The organism is Pseudoalteromonas sp. SW0106-04 (genome assembly GCF_001293805.1).
Lineage (GTDB): Bacteria > Pseudomonadota > Gammaproteobacteria > Enterobacterales > Alteromonadaceae > Pseudoalteromonas > Pseudoalteromonas ruthenica.
Window position 1 is genome coordinate 21478 of the sequence record NZ_BCAI01000022.1, and the last position, 23037, is coordinate 44514.

Annotated in this window: 23 protein-coding genes; 10 read left to right on the forward strand and 13 right to left on the reverse strand. The window is 48.1% G+C overall.

Annotation, left to right across the window (positions count from 1 at the left end):
* The first annotated feature begins 47 nt into the window (after positions 1–47).
* Positions 48–1427 carry a TonB family protein gene (locus tag W04_RS17810; protein ID WP_053911822.1) on the forward strand — a complete coding sequence of 460 codons (1380 nt, stop codon included), beginning with the start codon at positions 48–50 and terminating at the stop codon, positions 1425–1427.
* Positions 1428–1500: 73 nt separating this feature from the next.
* Here the strand turns inward: W04_RS17810 and hemE are convergent, their stop codons facing one another.
* The gene (gene hemE / locus W04_RS17815; protein ID WP_053911823.1) at positions 1501–2565 is read right to left on the reverse strand and encodes a uroporphyrinogen decarboxylase; all 1065 of its coding nucleotides are present in this window, start codon (positions 2563–2565) and stop codon (positions 1501–1503) included.
* A 465-nt stretch (positions 2566–3030) separates the two neighbouring features.
* Here hemE and W04_RS17820 point away from each other — a divergent pair, with 465 nt between their 5' ends.
* On the forward strand, positions 3031–3498 hold the full coding sequence (locus W04_RS17820; RefSeq protein ID WP_022945934.1) for an Rsd/AlgQ family anti-sigma factor: 468 nt from the start codon (positions 3031–3033) through the stop codon (positions 3496–3498).
* A gap of 92 nt (positions 3499–3590) precedes the next feature.
* Here the strand turns inward: W04_RS17820 and fkpA are convergent, their stop codons facing one another.
* A complete protein-coding gene (gene fkpA / locus W04_RS17825; RefSeq protein WP_053911824.1) occupies positions 3591–4346 on the reverse strand; it encodes an FKBP-type peptidyl-prolyl cis-trans isomerase in 756 nt (251 codons plus the stop codon).
* Between the two features lie 208 nt (positions 4347–4554).
* Here fkpA and W04_RS17830 point away from each other — a divergent pair, with 208 nt between their 5' ends.
* Together W04_RS17830 and W04_RS17835 are read left to right on the forward strand one after the other, a co-directional pair.
* Positions 4555–5541: a WD40 repeat domain-containing protein gene (locus W04_RS17830; protein ID WP_053911825.1), complete on the forward strand. Its 987-nt coding sequence runs from the start codon at positions 4555–4557 to the stop codon at positions 5539–5541.
* Complete coding sequence (locus W04_RS17835) at positions 5538–5750, forward strand: SlyX family protein (RefSeq protein WP_022945931.1); 213 nt, start codon at positions 5538–5540, stop codon at positions 5748–5750. The genes W04_RS17830 and W04_RS17835 overlap by 4 nt, the downstream gene beginning before the upstream one ends.
* Here the strand turns inward: W04_RS17835 and W04_RS17840 are convergent, their stop codons facing one another.
* Positions 5751–5951 carry a YheV family putative zinc ribbon protein gene (locus W04_RS17840; protein WP_022945930.1) on the reverse strand — a complete coding sequence of 67 codons (201 nt, stop codon included), beginning with the start codon at positions 5949–5951 and terminating at the stop codon, positions 5751–5753.
* Positions 5952–6084: 133 nt separating this feature from the next.
* Between W04_RS17840 and W04_RS17845 the strand changes: the two genes are divergently transcribed.
* From W04_RS17845 to W04_RS17860, 5 genes are all read left to right on the forward strand, one after another.
* Complete coding sequence (locus tag W04_RS17845) at positions 6085–7998, forward strand: ATP-binding cassette domain-containing protein (protein ID WP_053911826.1); 1914 nt, start codon at positions 6085–6087, stop codon at positions 7996–7998.
* Positions 7985–8458: a TIGR02444 family protein gene (locus tag W04_RS17850; RefSeq protein WP_053911827.1), complete on the forward strand. Its 474-nt coding sequence runs from the start codon at positions 7985–7987 to the stop codon at positions 8456–8458. The genes W04_RS17845 and W04_RS17850 overlap by 14 nt, the downstream gene beginning before the upstream one ends.
* 85 nt (positions 8459–8543) lie before the next feature.
* Entirely contained in the window at positions 8544–8690 is a 147-nt protein-coding gene (locus W04_RS19010) for a hypothetical protein (protein ID WP_022945927.1), read from the forward strand.
* 164 nt (positions 8691–8854) lie between these two features.
* Entirely contained in the window at positions 8855–9829 is a 975-nt protein-coding gene (locus W04_RS17855) for a hydrolase (protein ID WP_082342285.1), read from the forward strand.
* Entirely contained in the window at positions 9826–10089 is a 264-nt protein-coding gene (locus tag W04_RS17860) for a YheU family protein (protein ID WP_053911829.1), read from the forward strand. Before W04_RS17855 ends, W04_RS17860 begins: the two co-directional genes overlap by 4 nt.
* Before the next feature lie 139 nt (positions 10090–10228).
* Here W04_RS17860 and W04_RS17865 read toward each other — a convergent pair whose 3' ends face one another.
* The gene (locus tag W04_RS17865; protein WP_053911830.1) at positions 10229–10621 is read right to left on the reverse strand and encodes a hypothetical protein; all 393 of its coding nucleotides are present in this window, start codon (positions 10619–10621) and stop codon (positions 10229–10231) included.
* Between the two features lie 224 nt (positions 10622–10845).
* Here W04_RS17865 and W04_RS17870 point away from each other — a divergent pair, with 224 nt between their 5' ends.
* On the forward strand, positions 10846–12039 hold the full coding sequence (locus tag W04_RS17870; protein ID WP_022945922.1) for a dipeptidase: 1194 nt from the start codon (positions 10846–10848) through the stop codon (positions 12037–12039).
* Positions 12040–12086: 47 nt separating this feature from the next.
* On the opposite strand, the gene W04_RS17875 is transcribed toward W04_RS17870, so the two are convergent.
* The 9 genes from W04_RS17875 to W04_RS17915 form a co-directional block, all read right to left on the reverse strand.
* Positions 12087–13508, reverse strand: coding sequence for a YdiU family protein (locus W04_RS17875; RefSeq protein WP_053911831.1), 1422 nt, complete (start codon positions 13506–13508; stop codon positions 12087–12089).
* Between the two features lie 8 nt (positions 13509–13516).
* Positions 13517–14209 carry a DNA-3-methyladenine glycosylase I gene (locus W04_RS17880; protein ID WP_045979530.1) on the reverse strand — a complete coding sequence of 231 codons (693 nt, stop codon included), beginning with the start codon at positions 14207–14209 and terminating at the stop codon, positions 13517–13519.
* A 64-nt stretch (positions 14210–14273) separates the two neighbouring features.
* Positions 14274–15218, reverse strand: a complete 945-nt coding sequence (locus W04_RS17885) for a VWA domain-containing protein (RefSeq protein WP_053911832.1) — start codon at positions 15216–15218, stop codon at positions 14274–14276.
* A complete protein-coding gene (locus tag W04_RS17890; protein ID WP_053911833.1) occupies positions 15215–16282 on the reverse strand; it encodes a VWA domain-containing protein in 1068 nt (355 codons plus the stop codon). Before W04_RS17890 ends, W04_RS17885 begins: the two co-directional genes overlap by 4 nt.
* A 6-nt stretch (positions 16283–16288) precedes the next feature.
* The gene (locus W04_RS17895) at positions 16289–17059 is read right to left on the reverse strand and encodes a MotA/TolQ/ExbB proton channel family protein (RefSeq protein ID WP_053911834.1); all 771 of its coding nucleotides are present in this window, start codon (positions 17057–17059) and stop codon (positions 16289–16291) included.
* A gap of 131 nt (positions 17060–17190) precedes the next feature.
* Complete coding sequence (locus tag W04_RS17900; RefSeq protein WP_053911835.1) at positions 17191–19179, reverse strand: PEGA domain-containing protein; 1989 nt, start codon at positions 19177–19179, stop codon at positions 17191–17193.
* Between the two features lie 5 nt (positions 19180–19184).
* The gene (locus tag W04_RS17905) at positions 19185–20621 is read right to left on the reverse strand and encodes a lipopolysaccharide assembly protein LapB (protein WP_053911836.1); all 1437 of its coding nucleotides are present in this window, start codon (positions 20619–20621) and stop codon (positions 19185–19187) included.
* Between the two features lie 23 nt (positions 20622–20644).
* Positions 20645–21910: a hypothetical protein gene (locus W04_RS17910; RefSeq protein WP_231658202.1), complete on the reverse strand. Its 1266-nt coding sequence runs from the start codon at positions 21908–21910 to the stop codon at positions 20645–20647.
* A 14-nt stretch (positions 21911–21924) separates the two neighbouring features.
* Positions 21925–22434, reverse strand: coding sequence for a hypothetical protein (locus tag W04_RS17915; RefSeq protein ID WP_053911838.1), 510 nt, complete (start codon positions 22432–22434; stop codon positions 21925–21927).
* Positions 22435–23037 lie beyond the last annotated feature (603 nt).

Genomic DNA, 23037 nt, shown 5'->3' on the forward strand with positions numbered 1-23037 from the left:
TTGTAAACTCTTAAACATATAAGAAAAAAAAGACAGGTAATGAGGGAATGGGTATACGTGCATTAGGGCTTTGTGCCGCGCTTGGTCTTGCTAGCTTCACCGCTTTCGCTGACTACTCCAGTGCAACAAAAGATCTCAAAAATGAAGATTACACTGCTGCGTTTAACGAATTTAAACAGCTAGCACAACAAGGCCACGCTAAGGCAATGTACGAGCTGGCACGTATGTATGAACTTGGGCTTGGTACCGAGGAAGATATTTACAGTGCATTCTCGTGGTACATGATTGCTTTGGACTTTGGCAACGATGATGCCAAAGATCGCTACCGTAAGATCCGTCGTTTGGTCCCTTCGCGCAAAGAAGGCAAAGATCACTACAAAGCGCTCGCCCGTGATTTTGGTTTTGATGTTCACCAGCGCGCCTTGGCTCCAGTAAAAGATAAATCTGGACATGATGCCCGCTATATCACCGTTAAAAGCAAAGTTGAGCCGGAGTATGGAAGTAGCTTATCTGAAGTACAAAGTGCTTGGGCTACCGTCGGCTTTGACGTTAATCAACAAGGCCAGGTTGTTAACCACCGTATTATTGCTTCATTCCCTAAAGATGTCATCGATGATGCCGCCCTAGAGGCCATTAGCCAATGGCAATATAAGGTGCCCAACGACTATAGTGGTGAACCGCAAGCCGTTTATGACCTAACCCATACCTTTAAATTAGAAGCTTCTAAAAAGAGCCATCGTCGCGAGTATGAATCCCAGTTAGCTGAGTATGCACAAAAGCTAAAAGCACTGGCCGAAGATGGCAATAACTATGCCCAGGCTCGCTATGCCATGATGCTAGAGAGCGATCTGATTGAACAGTCAAACGATCACTACCTAGATTGGTATTACCGTGCTGCCCGCAATGGTAACTATGACGCGCAATTGTGGATGGTACGCTGTTTTGAGTACGGCACCGCGTGTAAAGCCGATAAAGATAAAGCCTTTTCATGGTTAGAGCTTGCGAGTAACAGTGGTAATGAGCGGGCACAGTATCAACTAGCAACTAAGCTACTTGATTATGAAACCATTCATTATGACTTAGATAGAGCTGCAGATATCCTCAGAAAAGCGACTCATAACCAGTACTTACCGGCCATGATCGCATACGCAAAGTTGCTCGCTTTCGCAGACAAAGAGTCAATTCGTAATTACGAAGAAGCAGTAAAATATGCCGAGCTGGCGCGCTCAGATGCGCCTGACAACCCAGTGTTACTGTCAGTGCTGGGCGTGGCTTATAGCGAGCTGGGTCGCATGCAACAGGGCGAAAAGTACCTGCGTCAAGCCTATGACGAAGCTAAACGTCGTAATTGGCCAACACAAAACTACTTAGAGCTGATGGAAGGCCGCGCATCCATGATGGCCAATGGCACCAGCTTAATATATTAACGCCTGATATAACCCCTTCACTACAAATACAAAAAAGCCCGCGAAAGCGGGCTTTTTATTGCTTAGTAAATCGTTACTTGTGGTATTTACGGCTTAACTCACCTACGGCATTAATAAACGCACCAGCGTGCTCAGGGTCAACATCCGGAGTAATACCGTGGCCTAGGTTAAAGACATGTCCTGTGCCCTCGCCAAAGCCTGCAAGGATAGTTTCAACCTCTGAACGAATGCGCTCAGGCGAAGCATGAAGCATAGACGGGTCCATATTCCCTTGCAGAGCTACTTGGTCTCCCACTCGGCGCTTAGCATCGGCAATATCAATGGTCCAATCCAGACCGATTGCATCACAACCAGTAGCCGCGATTTTTTCAATCCATTGGCCGCCATTTTTAGTAAATAAGGTGACAGGCACTTTACGACCATCATGCTCCCTGATTAAACCATCAACGATCTTTTGCATGTAACGCAAAGAAAACTCTTCGTAATCACGCGGGCTTAACACTCCACCCCAAGAATCGAATACCATGAGTGATTGCGCACCGGCCTTTACTTGCGCATTCAAATAGCTAGTAACCGAGTCTGCGAGCTTATCCAATAACAAGTGTAAAGTTTTAGGCTCAGCAAATGCCATTTTCTTAATTTTGCCGAACGTCTTACTGCTACCGCCTTCAACCATATAAGTAGCAAGTGTCCAAGGCGAGCCAGAAAAGCCTATCAGTGGCACCTCACCTTTTAATTCACGGCGAATAGTACGCACTGCATTCATCACATAGCCAAGCTCGTCTTCAGGGTCAGGAATAGCAAGATTGGCAACTTCTTGATAGCTACTTAATGGGCGCTCAAACTTAGGCCCTTCTCCGGTTTCGAAGTAAAGCCCAAGACCCATCGCGTCAGGAATAGTAAGAATATCACTGAAGAGTATGGCGGCATCTAAAGGGTACCGGCGCAGTGGTTGCAGAGTCACTTCACAGGCCAGTTCCGCGTTCTTACATAAGCTCATAAAGTCACCCGCTTGAGCTCGTGTAGCGCGATACTCAGGAAGGTAACGTCCAGCTTGACGCATCATCCAGACCGGAGTTTGGTCCACTGGCTGTTTTGCTAGGGCGCGAAGATAACGATCATTTTTCAATTCGCTCATGGCGTGACTCTTTTTTACTGAAAATAAACTGCGATTATTCTAACACAACCGCACTGTGGCACTATGAATTAGATCATTGAATCAGACAAAATCTTGCGCTTTTAAAAAGATTCACTGTTCAGCTTTTAGTGATTTTTGATAAAAAAAAGTAAATTTTTCTGTTAAAGAACTTGCAACACACATACGACCTTGGTATAACTATATCCGTTGCTAGAGAACAATAATAAAAAGCTAGAAACACATTAAATAAAAAGAAGCTCGATTAACGAGACTGCTAAAGAAATTCGGCCACCCTTGCGGTGGCTTTTTCTTTTCTAACGCCTTCCCCCGCAATACGCCTTGTATAGCCAAGTTTTATGCTGATTCCATACACTTATAGATCGATTAATTCGCAAAAATAGGTTGACCTTTGACGCAGATTTCCTTTTTATAGGGGTATGACCAACGCAGGTTAGGAGAGCAACGATGTTATCGCGGTTGGAAAAAGCACAACAGAAATGGGGCGGCAGCCACACAGTTATTGATAAATGGTTAGCAGAGCGCCAGGAGCTGCTTGTGCAGTACTGCAATATGGCAGGCAATTCGCACAACGCGAAGCATGATAAAGCATTGCCCGAGCCGGCGACTATCCAACAATTTTGTCAGTTGTTAATGGATTACTTATCTGCCGGACACTTTGAAATCTATGATGACATCGTTAAGCAATGTGAAAGTCGTGGACCAGAGAGCTTAGAGCTGGCTCAGTCCCTTTACCCTCAAATTTCTGCAACTACAGATGTGGCTTTAGACTTTAACGACAGCTACGCCGAGGTTAAAGGTGATGACCTGATGGAAAACTTCGACAACGACTTGTCAGCATTAGGGGAAGCACTTAGCACCCGCTTTGAATTAGAGGATGAACTAATTCACAACCTCTACACCAATCATACATAGAAAAATAAAGCCTCTGCGAAAAGGAGGCTTTATTTTTAGTGCTTTACAGGCACAAAAAAAGAGAGCCTAAGCTCTCTTTTTTATCTAGCTACTTATTCTGCTGCAGCTTCTTCTTTAGGCTTAACAATCTCTAGCAACTCAACTTCAAATACTAGAGTAGAGTTAGCTGGGATCTTACCAAGATCACGCTCACCGTAAGCAAGTTCTGATGGGATGGTAAACTTATATTTTGCACCCACAGGCATTAGTTGCAGACCTTCGGTCCAACCAGGAATCACACGATTAAGTGGGAAAGTAGTCGGTTCGTTACGTGAGTATGAGCTGTCGAACTCAGTGCCATCAAGTAAAGTACCTTTATAGTGTACTTTTACCGTATCTGTTTCAGCTGGTTTTTCGCCATCGCCTTGCTCAAGTACTTCGTACTGCAGGCCTGACTCAGTAACTTCTACGCCTTCTTTTTTAGCATTCTCAGCAAGGTACTTCTCGCCTTCTGCTAGGTTTTCTTGTGCTGCCGCTTTCGCCTGCTCTTGTTGCTTAGCGCGAACAGACTCGTCTAGTGCAGTCAGTACTTCACGGATTTTTTCTTCTTCGATTTTTGCATCACCTGCAAGTGCATCTTTAAAACCACGTAACATAAGCTCTTGATCAAGCGCGATACCCAGTTCTTTTTTATCCGCTAAATCTTTGTTTAAGAAGTTACCAACAGACGCACCAATGCCATAAGATTGCTGCTGAGCTTCGGTTTCTAGTTTTACTTCTTTTACCTCTGGCTTAGCCGCTTCTTGATTACACGCCGTAAGTGCTAGTACAGACGCTGCAACGAGCGATAGCTTAATTGTTTTTTTCATACATAGTCTCCAGCAACTTGGTGTTGCCATTTTAAGGTTACAAAACTAAATTTTGATTAGAGTTAGCATAAAGCTAGCTCTGGCTTTCAACTCCAGCATGAGGCTGTTTTTCTAATTACTTTAATGAAATAATTAGGAAAACAACCTAGAGTTGTGACTTCTAGTCTAACTGCTTGCGACAGCAGAGTTAAGGGACGCTGGTAAATTTATGTTAATAATTCGCTCACTCTCCATTGTTATCTGCTTAGCGCTCTTAATTGCTTGCCAGCCACAACATTCGGATGCCATAAAACAGTATCAACACGCCAGCGCAGGGGCTTTTGATGCCGCCATTTCTGCCGATGGCCAATACAGCTTGGTCTCCACCATAGAACATGGTGTCGCAGTCTGGGACAATCAAGCCAATGCGTTAAAATTTCAATGGTACCTTAAAGAAGATGAACAGAATCTTGTTATCGCACTAGCTATTGCCGACGACAATAGCACCGCTGTCACGGCAACTAAAACAGAGTTTGCAGTGTGGGATATGCAAAGCGGTGAGAACCTCGGCTTTTACAGCATCAAAGCGTCTCACATTCGTGACATCGCCATAGCAAATCAAGGCCGTTATGTGCTTTATGGCCGTGCTGATGGGGTCGCTGTGCATGTAGATTTACAAACCGGGCGGCGCATTGAGTTTTTAGGCCACCAAGAGAAAATTAACGCCGTCGCCTTATCACCTAACGGCCGCTACGCGCTAAGCGGTGCCAATGACTACGCAGCTTATCTGTGGGATACGCGAAGTGGCCAAGTGGTCTATCGCTTTAACCATGCTAGTCGTGTCACCCAAGTTGCACTCGATCCTCAAGGGCGCTTCGCTTTTAGTGCTGGGAGCAAACGCCAAGCGAGTATTTGGGATTTGCGCACAGGTGCACAACACAGTCAATTGCAGTATATTGCGCGACAAAAGATTTTCAGCGCGGTGCGCTTTTCAAATGATGGTCAGTGGCTGGCTACAGGTTCGCCTAGCCGTGAGCTAGCGCTATGGGAGACTCACTCGGGTAAGCGAGTATTGGACTACCAAGTGGCAGCCAGAGCAAATAGTCAGCCAAAATCTGCGGTGGTGTTTGCCGTCGCCTTTACCAACAACAATCAATTACTCACGGAGAGCTCCAGCGGCTTGAGTGAATATTTCAATATAAAGGGCATGCCATGAACCAATTAGAAACACGTATAGAGAACCTTGAAGCCAAGGTAGCGTTTCAAGACGAAACGATTGATGTGCTCAATGATGAAATCAAGGCCCACCAGCAACAACTCGCTAAAATGCGCCGACAAATGGAATTGCTGGGTGAAAAGCTAAGAGAAGTGCAAAGTAACTCCGGTGGCACGCAAGAACTTGAGCCACCACCGCCGCATTATTAATTATTCCGGCTTGAAAACGCCAATCACTTGTTCAAACTGACGCGTGGACGCCTGCACGGCGTTTTCGGGCTGGGTCATAATATGGCCACATTGCACGCACTGCACTTTTTCTACGTCGTGCTCTTTATATAGCATCATGGTGTCCATTTGCTGACATTCAGGGCAGCTAGCCCCTGCGATAAAGCGCTTTTTCTGTTTCATTATCATTACCTCTTTGGCCATCGCCGCATGTGGCTCGGTGCAGCAACTGCCGCTAGTGTATCACAAAAACTTTCCCGCTTGAGTGTGCTGGCCGTGTTATCATTCGCACATTACTAATTAGCGTGCAGTAACTATGATTCAGATTACCGATATCGAGCTTTTACGCGGCCCTAAATGCTTGTTAAAAAATGCCAATGCCACCTTGTTCCCGCAGCATAAAGTGGGCCTAGTGGGCAGCAACGGGTGCGGTAAATCAAGCCTGTTTGCCCTACTCAAAGGTGAGCTACAACTCGATGCAGGCAACGCTAAGGTGCCAAAAGAGTGGTCTATAGCCTCGGTAAAGCAGGAAACGCCTGCATTGGCGATCACTGCCTTGGAATACGTGCTACAAGGTAATCCGGATTACTACGCGTTGCGTTGTCAGCTTAAACAAGCGGAGCAACAAGGCGATGGCGAGACACAAGCTCAAGTGCACCAACAGCTTGAGCTGATGAAGGGCTATAGTATTGAGGCCAAAGCTGGCGAATTGCTGCATGGCCTCGGCTTTTCCAATACCCAAATAGACTATGCGGTCAGTGACTTCTCTGGTGGGTGGCGTATGCGCTTGAATTTGGCGCAAGCGTTGATCCGTGATGCCGATTTATTGTTGCTGGATGAACCTACTAACCACCTAGACTTAGACGCTGTATATTGGCTCGAACGATTTTTACGCAGTTATGCCGGGACCTTGGTTCTGATTTCTCACGACCGGGAATTCTTAGATGCAGTAGTCGGTGAGATTTGGCATATCGATCAGCAACAAATTAATGTTTATAAAGGTAACTACTCTCAATTTGAGCGACAAAAAGCCGAGCGTTTAGCGCAACAACAAGCGCAATTCGACAAGCAACAAGAGCAAATTGCTCACCTAGAAAAGTTTATCACCCGCTTTAAAGCGAAAGCCAGCAAGGCCAAACAGGCGCAAAGTCGCGTGAAAGCACTGGAGCGCATGGAAAAACTGGCGCCTGCACACGTCGACTCACCGTTTGATTTTAGCTTCGCAGAACCGGATGCCTTGCCTAACCCATTGATTGCTCTTGATGGCGCTCAGGCAGGCTATGGTGACACCACCATTTTACACAGTATTAAGTTAAACCTAGTCCCGGGTAGTCGCATTGCCCTACTCGGGCGCAATGGCGCAGGTAAATCGACATTAATTAAGCTGCTAGCCCAAGAGTTGGCCCCGCAAGCGGGTGATGTATTTTTCCACCAAGGCCTCAAAGTCGGTTACTTTGCCCAGCACCAGCTTGAAGCGCTTGATTTACAAGCAAGTCCGGTAACCCATTTACAGCGCCTAAACCCGCAGGCCAGCGAGCAATCGCTACGCGACTTTTTGGGTGGCTTTGCCTTTATCGGCGATAAAGCTTTGGACCCTGTAGCACCGTTTTCAGGCGGTGAAAAAGCACGTTTGGTATTGGCCATGTTAGTGTATCAAAAGCCCAATTTACTGCTGCTGGATGAGCCCACTAACCACCTTGACTTAGAGATGCGCCATGCCCTCGTGATGGCGCTACAAAGCTTTGACGGCGCCATGGTCACCGTGTCCCACGATCGCCACCTACTGAAAAATACCGCCGATGAGTTTTACTTGGTTGATAGTGGCGAAGTTCGCCAGTTTGGCTATGACTTAGATGCTTACTACCAGTGGCTAACGAAGGCTAACCAAGAGCAAAAGCAGACTCAGGTTGAGCCCGATAAAGCCAACTCCAGCGCCAACAGAAAAGAGCAAAAGCGCAAAGAAGCAGAGTTCCGAAAACATGTGCAACCGCTAAAAAAGGCCATCGACAAGCTAGAAAAACAGCTCGATACACTCGCGCCCAAGCTGGCCGATATTGAAACTCAGCTCAGCGACAATAGTGTTTACGAGGAGCAGCATAAAGAGAGACTAAAACAATTATTGGCTCAGCAGAGCGATTATGCTCAGCAACAGGAGGTTGCCGAAGAACAATTGCTCGAGCATATGGATGAACTTGAGCAACAGGAGCAGGCCTTTTATGAAAGCAATTGATGCCGCCGATTTTTGGCAATTCAGCCTAAGTGTGTATGACAATGAGCAAGTACAAAAAACCTTGCTTAATTGGCAAAATGATTATGGTCTGAACGTCAATCTGTGTTTATTCTTGGCTTACCTAGATTATCAACATGTGGCACTTCAAGCAGAGCAATTAGACTCCTTGATAGCCAGTATTGGCGACTTTAATGAGCATGCACTGCAACCACTGCGTGATATTCGCGGTTACCTCAAGCGTAATCAGAGCAGTGTTGTGAACTACAATAATATTCGCACACAGATACTGGACTTAGAGCTGGCCATGGAAAAGCTGCAGCAACATCAACTTGTGAGCGCCTGCAACACCTTAACTCTGCGCCATAATACCCAGGCTTTTAACCTCGCGTTGTATTTACCTAATGCGTTATTGCCATTAAAAGCTGATCTGGATCAAGCTCTACACCAAAGCCCTACGTAGGGCCAACACGATATTGATCTAGGTCATATCTCATCCCCCTGGCGTCCCCTACACTTAACACATCAAAGGAACAGGAGACGCCACCATGCAAGTATTTTTTCGCGACTTTTTCTCAGACCCAGTATTGTTTTTGTCGTTCGGCTTCCTCGCTGTAGTGATCCTACTTTGCTTGTTTTATGTGGGCTTTTTTATCAAGAAAGTAATGGACGCTGAGGTTCCTGAAGGACAGTAACAACCAATTACCTCCTCGCTATGCGAGGTGATAACCAACCAAATTAAGCACGACGCACAAAGCCTCCTCTAATCTCGGTATTAGCGGGGGCTTTATTTTTGTGTCTATAGCCAGCAGTGAAAGTTTGATACTATTAGGCTCTGGATATTCTTGGTTAACATGTTGTGAGCACACATTTTACTCCTGCTTGGTGGATGCCAGGCCGTCACTTACAAACTATCTTACCGCGCTATTTTCGTCCCGGTTTTAAAGTGGCTTATCACCGCGAGGTGATCACCACCGAAGACGATGACTTCCTCGACCTTGCTTGGGCACAGCCCGCACAACCCGATAAGCCGTTGGTGATTATTTTGCATGGCTTGGAAGGCAATATAGATAGTTTTTATGCTAAAGGCATGATGAAGGCATTGCAGCAATCAGGACTTGATGCCGTATTAATGCATTTTCGTAATTGCTCTGGCGAAGTGAACCGCCAACCTCGCGCTTATCATAGTGGTGAAACCGAGGATCTGGGATTTTTAATTCGCACTTTGCAGCAACGCTTTGGCCAACGCCCCTTAGCGGCCGTGGGCTTTTCGTTAGGGGGAAATGTACTGGCCAAATACCTGGGTGAGCAAGGTGAAAAAAGTGGTCTCAGCGCTGCGGCAGTGGTCAGCGCTCCCCATGACTTATCCAGTTCATGTCAGGTGATCCGCAAGAGCCTAGGAAAGATTTATCAGCACTACCTACTCAGAAGAATGAAAAAGTCCATGGCGCGTAAACTTCCCCAACTGCAAGACACGCTGGCACTCAATGAACAACAGTTACGCAATATTAATGACCTATGGGATTTTGATAATCAAGTGACGGCGCCGCTGCATGGCTTTACCGATGCTGAGGACTATTACCTAAAGAGCAGTGCCAAGCCCTATTTAAAACGCATAGCCACCCCCACATTAATAATTCATGCCGAGGATGATCCGATGCTGGCACCCGAAGCCGTGCCACGCCCTGAGGATGTGTCACATGCCGTCGACTTACGCGTATCCAAGCGCGGAGGGCATGTTGGCTTTATTAGCAATAAAGGCCTATTTGGGGTGGAGTTTTGGCTCGAGAAAGCCGTCCCTGAGTTTTTTGCCAAACACCTAGGACAATCATGATTATTCCCTATCAAGAACTAAGTAAAGAAGCACTTACAAACCTTATAGAGCAGTTTATCCTGCGTGAAGGAACCGACTATGGTGAAACCGAAGTGGGCAACCACACTAAAATTGAGCAGGTTCTTACACAACTGAAAAAAGGCGAAGCACTGATTGTGTACTCTGAGCTTCATGAAGAAGTGAACATTATGAGCGCACAGCAGTTTAAGCAAATGCAGGCCGAAGAAGGTGATTACCAAATCGATCGCGATGAGTTTTAACTCATCGCCCCGGAGGATACAAACTCAATAAGGTACTAACGCCTGCGAATCCAGCAACGCTTTGCAAAACACCTCTCATACATGTCGCTTAAGCACTTTCCAAAGGCTCGCTGATCCGCATCGGCTAAATAAAAAGCGCTCAGTTATTCATAAACTCTTGGATAAAAGCCTCACTAGCGACGTTTAAACATTGTGTAGTGATACTGGCATCCATCAACTGCCTGCGACCAAACCGACTACCTGTACACCGCCCTATTTTGCCACCCCACTCAGTCGCTTGTGCACGCGATGTAATTGCATTTGGCACCTGCGGAGCAATAGACGCCATGCACTCTAAAAGGTGGGTTTGAGTATGCTGCACACATTGATTGAAATTATAAGTGAAACAAACACGGGCAAATTGCTCGGGCTGACAAAACATCTCCGGAAACTGTTGTTCAAACATATCGAGGAAATGATCCGATGCTAGCTCTTTTTGCGCCAAAGAACTCAGGGGAAGAAGCGAGATAAACGCAATTATCGCCTTTTTCATTATATGTTCTCAACAGGATAAGTTTGATTCGCGGTACCGGTTGAACTGTTGTATAAGATGGCATTTTCAGGTGGCATTGCGTACTCCTTGCTAAAACGAACTTCCTTGCTGTCTACATTATATGCACGGCTGTTCGCTTGACAACCACCGCGCTGCACTTGAGTTACCGGCTAATTCTAGCGACAATAGCTCACTCACTACGATAACAATAAAGAGCGGCAGATATGAAACTTTCCACCCTAGGCGCAGCGCTAGCAATCGCACTAGGCAGCACAAGTGTTGCAGCACAGGATGACTACCAGGCATCAGAAAAAGCAATTCAACTGGCAAAAGACAATATTCTTATCGATACCCATATCGATGTACCCTATCGCATTCACAATAAATGGGATGATGTCAGTAAAGCGACCGAACGCGGTGACTTTGATTACCCGCGTGCTATCGAAGGTGGCCTTAACGCGCCGTTTATGTCTATTTACATCCCCGCCCACTTAGAGTTCGAAGGTAAGGGGAAAAGCTACGAGTTAGCAAACCAACTTATTGATATGATGGAGGCGCTCGCGTACCGTGCCCCAGACAAATTTGCCATTGCTGATTCAGTGGCCGATGTTGAGCAGCAGTTTAAAAATGGCGTTATGTCGCTGGCAATGGGGATGGAAAATGGCTCACCCATTGAGGGCGAGCTGAAAAATCTGCACCACTTCTATGAGCGTGGTGTGCGCTATATCACTCTTGCGCACTCGCAAAGTAACCATATTTCTGACTCAAGCTATGATATTCGCCGCAAATGGAAAGGGTTGAGCCCATTTGGCAAAGAGTTAGTACAGGAAATGAATAACGTCGGCATGCTTATTGATGTTTCGCATATTTCCGACGATGCATTTTATCAAGTCATGGATATTTCCAACGTACCGGTTATTGCCTCGCACTCATCGCTGCGTAAATACACGCCCGGCTTTGAGCGCAATATGGACGATGACATGCTACTCGCGCTGAAGAAAAATGGCGGAGTGATCCAAATAAACTTTGGCTCTAGCTTTGTGACTAACCAAGCCAACACTTGGTACGACCGCCGTGATGAAGCGCAGCAGCAAGCCAAGCAGTCTGGTAAGGACACCACCGACTTTAAAGCCGCATTCCGTAAAAAGAACCCTTTCCCTTATGCCAGTTTAGAGCAAGTGCTGGATCACATTGATCACGTAGTGGAGCTTATTGGCATCGAACACGTCGGTATTGGCTCTGATTACGACGGTGTTGGCGATTCATTGCCAGTGGGCTTAAAAGACGTGTCGACTTACCCAAACCTAGTACAAGGGCTATTAGATCGTGGCTACAGCGACGCCGACATTAAAAAGATTTTAGGCGAGAATCTACTGCGAGTATGGCGCCAAGCCGAAAGCTACGCCAAAGCCCATTAACTCATAAAGCCCGGTTCATGCCGGGCTTTTTACCGAACGCAGGCGTTTTAAGTGCCGCAGAAAGTTTGATACTGCTCATCACTCGTAGCGGGCGGGTGCTGTAGATAGTGATGTTGTGCTTGCACTTGATAAGGGTCTTTTAAAGCCGCCAGCAAGGGCGCAAGCTTGTCACTGTGGCCTTGCTGTTCAAAGTCCGCAATCACCGCTTCGACTTGATGATTACGGGGGATCACCTGGGGATTTGCCTTACTCATCAAGGTCGCACTTTGGCGTAAGTGTTGGTTCACCACACTCTGCCATTGCTCTAACCACGGGCCCAAATCCGCTTCGAGTTGAGCCAAGCCCGTTTGTTTACCTTGGCAATAGTCAGTGAGTTGCGCAAAGGTATTGGTAAAATCCAATTGCTGTTGCTGCATGCTCATCAACAGCTCATTAATTAATGGCTCTTGCTCACCGTCCGTTGCCAGTAATCCCAGCTTGCTCATCCACATCTGTTTTAATGCCAAATTAAATTTGTCACCAAATTGGTTTAGCGCATTTGTCAGCGCTTCCACCGCCTGTTCTCGCGACGCCGCAAACAGGTCAATTAAGGTCTCAGCAAAGCGCGCTAAGTTCCAGTTGGCCATCTGTGGCTGATTACCATATGCATAGCGGCCTTGGCGATCTATCGAGCTAAAGGCACGATTAAAATCAAATTGATTGATCATCGCACACGGACCGTAGTCTATGGTTTCACCACTCACCAGGGTATTGTCGGTATTCATAACGCCATGAATAAAGCCAACCCGCATCCACTGTACCACCAGCTCAATTTGCTTCGCCATCACCGCATTAAACAAAGCCAGTAAACGCGCGTCCCCCGTTTCACCTGCCAACTCCGGGTAGTGACGAGCAATAGTTAGCTCCACCAGCTGTTGCAAGGCTTGCGTTTCTTGCTGCGCCGCCAAAAACTGAAAGCTGCCGACGCGGATGTGGCTACTAGCAAGACGGCTGACGATGGCACCGGCACTTGGCTGCTGGCGCATAAGGGTCTCGCCGGTTAAGGCCACGCCTAAACAACGGCTGGTAGGCACACCCAACCCTGCCAGCGCTTCACTCATAATAAACTCACGAATTGCGGGCCCTATGGCACAGAGGCCATCGCCGCCACGAGAAAATTGTGTAGCTCCCGAGCCTTTCAGTTGAATATCCCAGCTTAAACCTTGCTCATCCACTAACGCGCCAAGCAAATGTGCCCGCCCATCTCCCAATAACGGCACATAATTGCCAAACTGATGTCCAGCATAAGCCAAGGCCGTGGTTTTCTTCACTCCTTGACCCAGCAGCATGCGCTTTTGCTCATCGTCGCCTAGGCCAAATTGCTCAGCCAGTGGGGCGTTCCATAGCAACACTTGGGCTTGCTCGAAGTGCTTAACTTCGGCCTGATGACTCAGGGCTGGAATATGTTGATATGGGTTGTGAAGCTTCATAATTGTCCTTAGCTGGCGATGCCAACACGGTTGTCACCAACACTGTAGGCGATAAGTAAGCTGAGCTCTTGTAAAGAGCGGCCACTTTGTTGTTGCAAGTCGTTAAACATAGCTTGAATAGCCGTGAGTGAGCGTTTGCTATGCAAACCACCGTCGATCACTTCGTGGGCGCGGCAATAGGCTTCCACATCCCGCGATAACACAAAGGTGTCTTTGCCCATACTGCGCAGCGCGTAAGCCCCAGTGTTACCACCTAGACGCGCTCCCTGCTTTTTTAAATACTGCCACAGACCAATAATGTCGGTGCTTGGCCACTGCGCTACGAAGTTGCTAAAACTGCCGTGCTGCTGCGCTGTTTCATAGATCATATAGCAATTTTCGGGCACCGTTTGTACCTTTTTAAAATTGCGCACGATGCGCTCATCGGCGGCCTTTTGCTCGAGCATTTCTGGCGACATCATCAGCAGCTTATCGATATTGAAGTCCCAAAAAACCTCACGAAACCCTGACCATTTGGCATTAATAACCGACCAATAAAAGCCACTTTGAAATATCTTACGAGTAAATTCTTCTAACCAGGCATCATCGCTAAGGCGCTGCAGTTGTGCGGTGCTCAGGGGTTGACTCAATAAGGCTTCTAGCTGCGCTGACGAGCCTTTTCGCTCAAGCGCACGCTCGTATATAGCGCGATAGGTTTCCATAACGTACTTACCAATAGACTCTATAGCCGCTATTTAAACATGCGAGCAGCATCAGGAGAAGGCTCTATAAGCCCATAAAAGTGCCGTTGTTTTGTCGCGCCACTTCGCGCATTAACGTGGAGAACTTGATCATATCCCGCGAGGCCCCGCTATGGCGTTTAAAGGCGATACCATGAATCCGAGCAATGGGTTGATTGCCATGGTTTCGATTGAGGCGATTAATTTGTGCCAATGCTGCATCATAGCTAGTGCCGGTATAATCATCACCAAACACATACAGGGCTAAATCACCTTGGTAACGGGCATAAGCCTTTAAGCTGGCGGCAATCCCCTCAACCGGTGAACTGTTTGAGCTGCCACTCCAATGCTGCAATCCCCGTAATACCCCGGCTCGTTGCGCTTTACTGTCGCTACGCCATGAACCGAGTTGACTGCCACCTAACACATCACCGTTATCGGATAATACCTGAAAGCCGGTAACTTGAGGGTGGTTGTTAAGTACCTCATCCAGCGTTGTTAACACACGCGGCCAAATTGTCTTCATTGACCCTGAGGTGTCGATAATAAACACCACATAATTACTATCTACCGGAATGCCGCCTACTTCATCATCACGAGCTGGGGCCTGAGCGGCACTAATGGCTGCTCGTTGGCGTTCAATTAAGCTTTGTTCGAGGCCAGAGGCGGCATCGCTCAGTTGCTGCACGTTATTTTTGGCACGGGCCACTTGCGCTTCCAGTGCGCGTTGCTGGGTGGCATTACTGGCACCTTGTGCTTGCGCCTGCGCCAATGCTTGCTCACTTTGCTTAAGCGCTTGCTGTAATTGCTGTAGTTGCTGCTCGGCGCCATCAAGGGCAATCACTAGATTGGCAACTTGACCGGCGTCGTTATACTCGCCCTGATCGGCATTTTTTGCTAATAAAATAAGCATAACAACCGCCCCAAAGGCACAGGAGATAATATCCAAAAACGACAGGCTGAATATCTCTATGGGCTCGCGTCTTTTCATGGCCAACTCCCTGCCGGGCTTATCATTAAGCCACCGGTGGCATTCGCCCAGTTCCAATAAAGAGCCGGAGCTAAAGGGTCGCCCTCAAGCGGTAACAACACAATATGGGTGGGCACCTTTGGGGCCGCCTCGGCAACACTAAACTGGTGAATACGCGCACGGCAGTCACCATCGATTGTTTTCATATTACCGCTCAGGGGTTTGCAGTTTTTAGTTTCCCGAAACCCGGGGGCACCGGCCATCATGGTGGGTAAGCCATCGGTAATGATATACAGGGCATCAAGGTTTTCCAAGGTACTGCGCATCGTCTTTAAAGCGGTATATAAGTCTGTACCATGCTCTGGCACCAAGGCATCAATATCGGCAACGATGGCTTGCATGCTGGACTCGACCTTGGCCGAGTTGATAGCGCGTAGACCCAGTACTTGGGAGCTGGAGTTAAAGCTTATGACACTGACTTGAGCATTGTTAGGAAGGCGCGCTAACAGCCATTTTGCTACGCGCTTAGTGCGCAGCCATTTGGGCCCTTGCTGTTTTTGCTGCACCGAGCCGATTTTTCGCCGGATCACCTGAATCAACTGCTCATCGGTCATTGACGCACTGGTATCAATCAAGATACCAATGCGCTGGCCCTCGACCTTAAGGCCCAACAAGTACTGCTCTTCACCACTCCCACTCAAGGCGACAGGATCATCGGCCTTGGCCGGCCCCGCTGCGGCAATTGACTGCTGTAACTGAGCGACGACCGCTTGTTGCTGCGCTAAGGCCTGCTGCGCCGCTTGTTGAATCACTTGCAATGCCTCCACCCGCGCCTTACTGATCTGCCCATCCGCCTGCGCTTGCTTAACTTGCGCGCTCATATCGTCCAGCTGTGCTTGTGCTGTCTGAACACGCTGCTCTGCAGCCGCCAACTGCTGCTGTAAGCGCTCTATTTCGGTGCTGGGCACTGCTGTATAAGCTTGAAACTTAATGACAATTAAGATCAGCAATACCGCGCCAAGGCCACATGCCATGACGTCTAAAAAAGATAGGTTAACCCCCTGCTCAGCGCGGCGTTTAAACATCAGCAGTTACTTATGCAAATGCGTCAACAGATGGGTTTCACAGTTGTTTTTGGTCTTCAACACCATTTCATCTTGGCGGTTATTTAAGTGAAACAACACATACATCAAGACAATGGACAGCAGCAGTGACACTAAGGTTGAATTAAAGGCCACGCCAAGCTTATCGACCATGCCGGCAATATCCCCAGCGACGGCCTCTTCGGCCTTGGCCAGCGCCGAGCCGATACCACGCACTGTGCCGACAAAGCCGATACTGGGAATGGCCCAAATGAAAAAGCGGATCATGGCGTTACCTGCCTCTAACTGCGCGGCAAGAGACTCGACGCTATCACGAATCGCATCGGCAGCGTGCTGCACGTTTTGCGTGTATTTATAACGACGTAAGCAGTTGATCCACGTTGCAACTGAGCTGTTTTTCGCACTTTCGCCTTGTTCCAGATAAGCCAGAGCCTCATCCACAACTAAAGGTTTATCCTTGGCAAAGGTTTGCAAATAATCGAAGGTAAACACCGGCTCCTCTTTACTGACAATGCGGTAATATTTGTACGCCATCAGAATCAAGCAGAATATAGCCAAAGTGATACAAGCCTGTTGCTCGGCATCTTTGAGTATTACCCACACATTCGCTGTGGCTCCGGCCCCATGAGCGGCAATAGCAGCCTCAGCGGCGGGACGGATAAGGCCCTGATACAAGAGGTGCACAACAACGACGGTAAGCACAAACACACTCACCGACACCCAAAGTGGTAAATTCATGCGCGTATTATCACTACTCATAGTGCATCCTTAAATATCAACGGGGAAAGTGGCCGGCGAGTCGAGGCTAATTTTTGCAGCCACCGCCACTCCCCCTACCGTGCATGCCAGTATGACACTGACTAAGCCGACAATAAGTTTACGTTTCATTTTTACCTCTCATAACGCGCTATGCGAAAGCCAATAGTGGCGCTTGGCCCGTCGCTGATGATCTTTACGGCGCCGCGCAGCGATTGCATGCGCCCAGATAAATAATTACCCCCTTTAGCAATGGGGTTCCCAGTAGAGCGCGGCCCGGTGTAGTCGATATGCACCTTACTCAGATCTGGGGTAACATAAGAGCTGCTATCAAACACCCACTCACTGACATTGCCTGCCAAATCATACAGCCCCGCTTTATCAGCGCGAAAGCTACCGACTGGGGCTTTGTTAGCAAAGCCATCTTGATAGTTGGCAAAGTAGAAAGGCTGCTGACCTTTTAAACTGCTATCAGCAAAGTTTCCTGCATCACGAGGAATACGCTCACTATCACCCCATACATATTTAGTGGCGCGGGCGCGTTTTGCTTTTTTCGCCAACCATTCCCACTCCGCCTCCGTTAATAACCGATAACCTCGTGCTTGTGAGTTGATACCAAGCAATTGGTTATTGGCGATGCGATAGTAGGGTGTCAGCGCCTCTTGCTCACTCAACCAATTACAGTATTGCAGCGCGCGTAGCCAAGAGATATTGCTCACGGGTAAAGAGGATGGAGCGACATCGTTGGCGAAGGCACTGAATTGCGCTTCGCTGATCTCATGCGCCGACACCCACACTGTTCGTGAAAAATCGACCTTTACCGGAAACTCATTGCGTTTACGGCCTATTTCATTTTGCGGCGAGCCCATGGTAAAGGCATCCATAGAGAAACGCTTCATGTCTATACCTAAGGTTGATACAAACAAAGGCCGCCCCTCCCTACGCCGAGCGTCAAACTCGGTTAATAGCTCAACATGCATAGTGGTTGGGTGCTCAGCGCTCGGTGTAAGCTTTTTGTGTACCGCGCGATAGCCCGGTTTTGCCACCTTCACATCATGGGCCAACGCTGGCAACGTGGTGGTCAATGGGGTAGCAGCCACAGGTTGCTCATCAATATACACCTGAGCTTGGACATTACTGGTAATAGTCACCTTGCCTTGCTCAGGCTTAAGAGTAATAGGATACGCCTTATGGGCCTGCGGCGGTAAAATCACCTTGCTATTAAAGCTGTAAAATCCCGGTTTGACATAACGAACGCTGTGCATGGTATTGGCATCAACCGAGAGCTCTGTCTCGCTGATCAACTGACCGTTAACAAATAAGCTGCCGCCGCTGGGCTGCAAGGTAAAAGCGAGGGTTGCTTGTTGCGCCTTGAGTTGATAGTTACGCTCCACACTGGGAAACTGCTCGGTTACCTCGAGCTCTTCGGTACTGTCTCTGTAGCCCTGCTTTTGCACGGTGAGTTGATAAATACCCCCACTAACGGAGAGGGAGAATGGCGTTTGCCCTTGAAGCTGGTCATTGACATAGACATCCGCCCCGCTGGGGACGGAAGCAACGTTCAAGGCGCCCTTAATGGGCTTAAGTAAAGGCTCTAGGGTTAATGTTTGTGCACGCTCTAGTTCAATGCGCTTTTGCCAGCGCTGGTAGTAAGGATTCTCTATGCTTAACTGGTATTGCCCTTGCTCAAGGGGCTCACTGATGGCCGCGCCATTGCCCAGTAATTGCCCATCCACGACCCACAAGGTATGCTCGGCGAAGGGCACGGATACTTTTGCTGCCAGCGTGCCCGGCTTTGGCTTCAGCTCCACCTCAACCACACTGGCTGTGGTAGCTGTAATTTGCTGTGCATGGTCATAGTAAGTTGGTGATGAAACTTGCACGCTCACATCACTGGCTAAGCGATATAGTACATTGTCAGACAACCACCCCATGCCTGAGGTGACCTTAAACTGCGCCTGTTGCGCAGCAGGCTCAGGTGAGACCTTAATGGTGTGGCCTTTAACTACAAATAGATAGACAACAACCGTAAGTGCTAACAACAGCGCTAGCAAAGCACCAATAAGCATTGGCAACAAAGTGCTTTTTTGTCGCTGCTTGAGTTGTGCGTCTAAATCAGACATAGATCTTAAATCCTTTTAGTACAGGCTATGGTGAGCGATACGCTGTGGCTGTCACTGTTCACGATGAGTTTCTCTTTTACCGTGACATAGCCAGAGCGCCGCCCCTCGATGGTATAGCTGCCGGGCAACAACGGAAGCGTTTTTTCAGTAAACTCACCAAGGCGCTCAACACCAAAAATTCGTACCTGGGTCTCGCCATCTGATAGCAAAGTGATCTGCACAGGCGTGCTCACCTCTTTTAGGTGCGCACGTAAGGTATCAATACCACGAGCTAAATCCCGGGAGTAAGGTTTGAGTGGTTGAGCGCGGGTGAGCGCTTGTTCGGCTTGAGCACGCACGCTGCTATCGCTTAAGCGCTGTGGCCGCGTTAAATACACATTAAGTTTTTGCTTGGCGGCTAACACCTCGCGTCCTCGTGCGGCTAGCGCAGTAATAGTGCTATCTCCTGGCGCCTGCTGTAGATATTGCTCGGCTAACCGAATAACCTGTTGCCACTGTTGCTGCTCGCTGGCTTGTAGGAGTAAAGCACGCGTTTGCTCGGTGCTCAATTGCCTTTGCTGTTTAGCTAACTGAGCCTTTAGCAGCGCCAGAGTATTCTTATCACCTTGCAATTGTGCAATACGCGATATCGCTTGCTTAGCCTGTTGCAGCTGCTGTTGTTGTAACGCCTGCTGAGCCTGCTCTACGGCTGCACTCAATTGGTTTTGTCGCAATGACTCTTGAGCCGCTGCTAATTTTTGTTTTAACTCATCTCGGTTGGGTTGCACTTGAACGAGCTGTTGCAATGCAGTGACTTGCTTAGGTACATCTCGCTCCGCTAACGCTCCTTGATACACGCGCCACCAGTGCTGTTGCTGCGCAAAACCATCAATGCGCTGTTGCAATTCCTTGATGCGCGTATCTTGGTCATTAACCGCCGTTAACTTTTGCACATATAACTGTGCTTCCTGCGGGCGCTGCTGAGTCAATGCCTGCTCAGCTTGTTGATACCAGCTATCAGCTGCCTCAAGCCAGCGCTTCTGTAACTTTTCAGCCATGGCTATCGAATGCTTAAGGTGCGTTTCAACCTCGCGGAATTGGCTTTGGGCAAAGGCTTGCAAGGCCAGTTCATAGGCCTGTGTTGCTTGTTGGTGCTTAGCTGGGGCAAAGGATTGAATCTGACTTCGGGCTAATAGTGGTTGATATTGCTGCTCATAAGCAAGTATCGCCTGCTGCGCTTGCTCATGGTGTTGTTCATTTGCCTCAACAGCGCTGACTGCCACCTCTGTCGGCGTGCTGACTTGCTGCTGTACCTCCAAGGTGGTGAAGTAATAAGCCGCAATGCCAGTAGCTACCAACAATACGCTAGCCAGGGCAATCGCCACATAAGTACCCACTTGCGATTGGCGAACCTGAGTCTGCTTTTTTAACTGCTCATCAAGTGAGCTTTGTTCTGGTTGCACAACAATGGCCTTAGGTTACTGCATTAGTTTGCACTACTTTCCAACTGGTACATTTTGCGCAAGTGTGCTTTCCATTGCTCATATTGTTCCGCCGCAGTGCCTGTCAGCTCCACTTCTTGTTCATTGAACTCCATCACCTGAGGGCTTAGGGTGAGGTCTAAGCCTTGACCCATTTCGTCAATAACCGCCGACGCTACTCGCAAATTTTCATTGGCCTGATATGCATCTTTCAATAGCCATGCGCTACCCAACGCTCCAGCGGTTTTTGCTACCGCTGTGGATGTGGAAGTGGAGTTATTACCCAAGGCGAGGGCGGCAATAAAACCTAACGCCCCAATAACCGCTTTAGTATTGCGCTCGGACCGCGCTTCGCGCGCCCGTACGGCTTCCGGTAAGGTCTCTCTTTGCCACTTACGATAAGGGCCATTAGTTGTTTGCTGAAATACAGCAAACTGATCCTGTAGACGGTCGACAAAAAGCATGTCTTGATTACGCAATACCTCAATGCGCTGCAGCATAGGGTCGTTTGCTGCTGGCATGGCGTTCAGCTCGTACTTGTAGAACTGCGTCCCTCTTTTACTTTCTAACTGTTGCGATAAATACCCATCGAAAGCATCAGGGGCATAGTAGTGGGCATAACGCACTAGAGTGGTGTTTTTAAGTTGCTGCTTTTGCTGCTCTGACATATCCGTTAACAGCTCATAGACATAATCGGCTACCTCAACAAACACCGGCTCGTAGGGGTCTTTATCTTGGTTCATTGCATCGCGAAAGAAGCTTTCCGATACTTGGTGTTCAAAGTCTTCAGTATCAATGGGTTCACCGCTACTATCGACCACGGTGACTTCTAAACGAATAAATTCTGAATCTGAATGTAAGACAGTACCTAGCACGTATAAATCGGCACTGGTGTTAGCATTGGGCACCACGGATACGGAACCGAATGCTTTGGTCTTGGCTAAAGCCTGCTTGGTTTCTACGGCAAAACGCTTGGCCTCAGCACGGCGTAGTTGTGGCCATATATCTAACTCATCAAGCTCTTGATAATCAACGTGGCCGGTATCATCGTCGATAGGGAAGCCGGGGTTGAAAACAGGAATAGCCACATCTAAATAAATATCGCTGTTATACGTATAGCGCTTCGGCTCAGGAGACGGGCTTTGTGATTGCGTGACGCCCGGCCCCACAGCTATAGGTCCAGTCCGTGTAGTAGTAGACTTGCAACCACTCACCAATAAGAGTGATATCAATAATGCACTCATTAGGTGTATTTGAACTAAATATTTCATGTCACTGCCCATCCTTACTGAGTACAACGATAGTCTTCATACTGCTGCAGTAAAGCACTGCGTGTTGCCTCATTGGTTTCCTTCTGAATCTCTTCGTATAGCATAGTGCAAATTATCGAGTCGTTGTCTTTTGGCGCGACCACTTGCTGCTCTCGACCAGGGCCAGCCTTACGCTCTTTATCATCCACCTCAGTGTTATTTTGTGCTTGCTGTTGTAGCATTTCGTTCTGCCCCTGAGCTTGGTCTTGTGTTTGCTGTGTTGCTTGGGCATTGTTATGTCCTGTACCTTCACCCGCCTGCTGTGCCGCCATGCTTTGTTGCACTTGGTCCATGCAAGTACTGTATCGGTTAACTGAATCAAGTAACGCATTTTCCATTAGGCTGATACGCTCTTCCTTGGTTAATGTTGCCGGGTCGACCTCTTCAATCTCTACCGCCGTGCAATCATAGGCGCGATAAGGAGGTTGCTCAGCACTCACTGATAAACTGCTCAATAGTATTAATAGTACAAAACAAGTACGCATATACCTCCTCGGCAGAGTTCAACTGCTTTATAAAGACAACAGATAGACTATATGTATCGTTTTTTAAGCCATAAAAGCAATCATTAGTTTGTAGGATTTTGTTAGCTGGAGATCTCAACAATGGCATTAATGGTAGCTTTTGCAAGGCTAAAGCCTTGCCTACAGGTGTGGTTTTTTTAGTTGTTTGGTTGTGTTGTGGGTCAGGATTTATTCTGACTAGGGTGATGCAAGGCTCAAGCCTTGCCTACAGATGCGATAACCGGTGTTTCGCTCTGTTGTAGTTCAGGGTTTATCCTGACTAGGTGATGCAAGGCTAAAAGCCTTGCCTACGGGTGCGGGGTTTTCTGGTGTTTAGTTATGTTGTAGGTCAGGATTTATCCTGACTAGATGTTGCAAGGCTGAAGCCTATCCTACAGGTGTGGTGACAGGTGATGCTGTGTTGTGGGTCAGGATTTATCCCGACTAGATGATGCAAGGCTAAAAGCCTTGCCTACAGATATAGATATGGTGACGGGTGTAGGTCTCTGCTGTTGTTTGGTTTTGTTTGGATCAGGGTTTACCCTGACTAGGATGATGCAAGGCTAAAGCCTGGCCTACAGGCAT

Coding starts and splice junctions, on each gene's coding strand:
- W04_RS17810 (WP_053911822.1), top strand. CDS start 48: ATGGGTATACGTGCATTAGGGCTTTGTGCCGCGCTTGGTCTTGCTAGC.
- hemE (WP_053911823.1), bottom strand. CDS start 2,565: ATGAGCGAATTGAAAAATGATCGTTATCTTCGCGCCCTAGCAAAACAG.
- W04_RS17820 (WP_022945934.1), top strand. CDS start 3,031: ATGTTATCGCGGTTGGAAAAAGCACAACAGAAATGGGGCGGCAGCCAC.
- fkpA (WP_053911824.1), bottom strand. CDS start 4,346: ATGAAAAAAACAATTAAGCTATCGCTCGTTGCAGCGTCTGTACTAGCA.
- W04_RS17830 (WP_053911825.1), top strand. CDS start 4,555: ATGTTAATAATTCGCTCACTCTCCATTGTTATCTGCTTAGCGCTCTTA.
- W04_RS17835 (WP_022945931.1), top strand. CDS start 5,538: ATGAACCAATTAGAAACACGTATAGAGAACCTTGAAGCCAAGGTAGCG.
- W04_RS17840 (WP_022945930.1), bottom strand. CDS start 5,951: ATGAAACAGAAAAAGCGCTTTATCGCAGGGGCTAGCTGCCCTGAATGT.
- W04_RS17845 (WP_053911826.1), top strand. CDS start 6,085: ATGATTCAGATTACCGATATCGAGCTTTTACGCGGCCCTAAATGCTTG.
- W04_RS17850 (WP_053911827.1), top strand. CDS start 7,985: ATGAAAGCAATTGATGCCGCCGATTTTTGGCAATTCAGCCTAAGTGTG.
- W04_RS19010 (WP_022945927.1), top strand. CDS start 8,544: ATGCAAGTATTTTTTCGCGACTTTTTCTCAGACCCAGTATTGTTTTTG.
- W04_RS17860 (WP_053911829.1), top strand. CDS start 9,826: ATGATTATTCCCTATCAAGAACTAAGTAAAGAAGCACTTACAAACCTT.
- W04_RS17865 (WP_053911830.1), bottom strand. CDS start 10,621: ATGAAAAAGGCGATAATTGCGTTTATCTCGCTTCTTCCCCTGAGTTCT.
- W04_RS17870 (WP_022945922.1), top strand. CDS start 10,846: ATGAAACTTTCCACCCTAGGCGCAGCGCTAGCAATCGCACTAGGCAGC.
- W04_RS17875 (WP_053911831.1), bottom strand. CDS start 13,508: ATGAAGCTTCACAACCCATATCAACATATTCCAGCCCTGAGTCATCAG.
- W04_RS17880 (WP_045979530.1), bottom strand. CDS start 14,209: ATGGAAACCTATCGCGCTATATACGAGCGTGCGCTTGAGCGAAAAGGC.
- W04_RS17885 (WP_053911832.1), bottom strand. CDS start 15,218: ATGAAAAGACGCGAGCCCATAGAGATATTCAGCCTGTCGTTTTTGGAT.
- W04_RS17890 (WP_053911833.1), bottom strand. CDS start 16,282: ATGTTTAAACGCCGCGCTGAGCAGGGGGTTAACCTATCTTTTTTAGAC.
- W04_RS17895 (WP_053911834.1), bottom strand. CDS start 17,059: ATGAGTAGTGATAATACGCGCATGAATTTACCACTTTGGGTGTCGGTG.
- W04_RS17900 (WP_053911835.1), bottom strand. CDS start 19,179: ATGTCTGATTTAGACGCACAACTCAAGCAGCGACAAAAAAGCACTTTG.
- W04_RS17910 (WP_231658202.1), bottom strand. CDS start 21,910: ATGAAATATTTAGTTCAAATACACCTAATGAGTGCATTATTGATATCA.
- W04_RS17915 (WP_053911838.1), bottom strand. CDS start 22,434: ATGCGTACTTGTTTTGTACTATTAATACTATTGAGCAGTTTATCAGTG.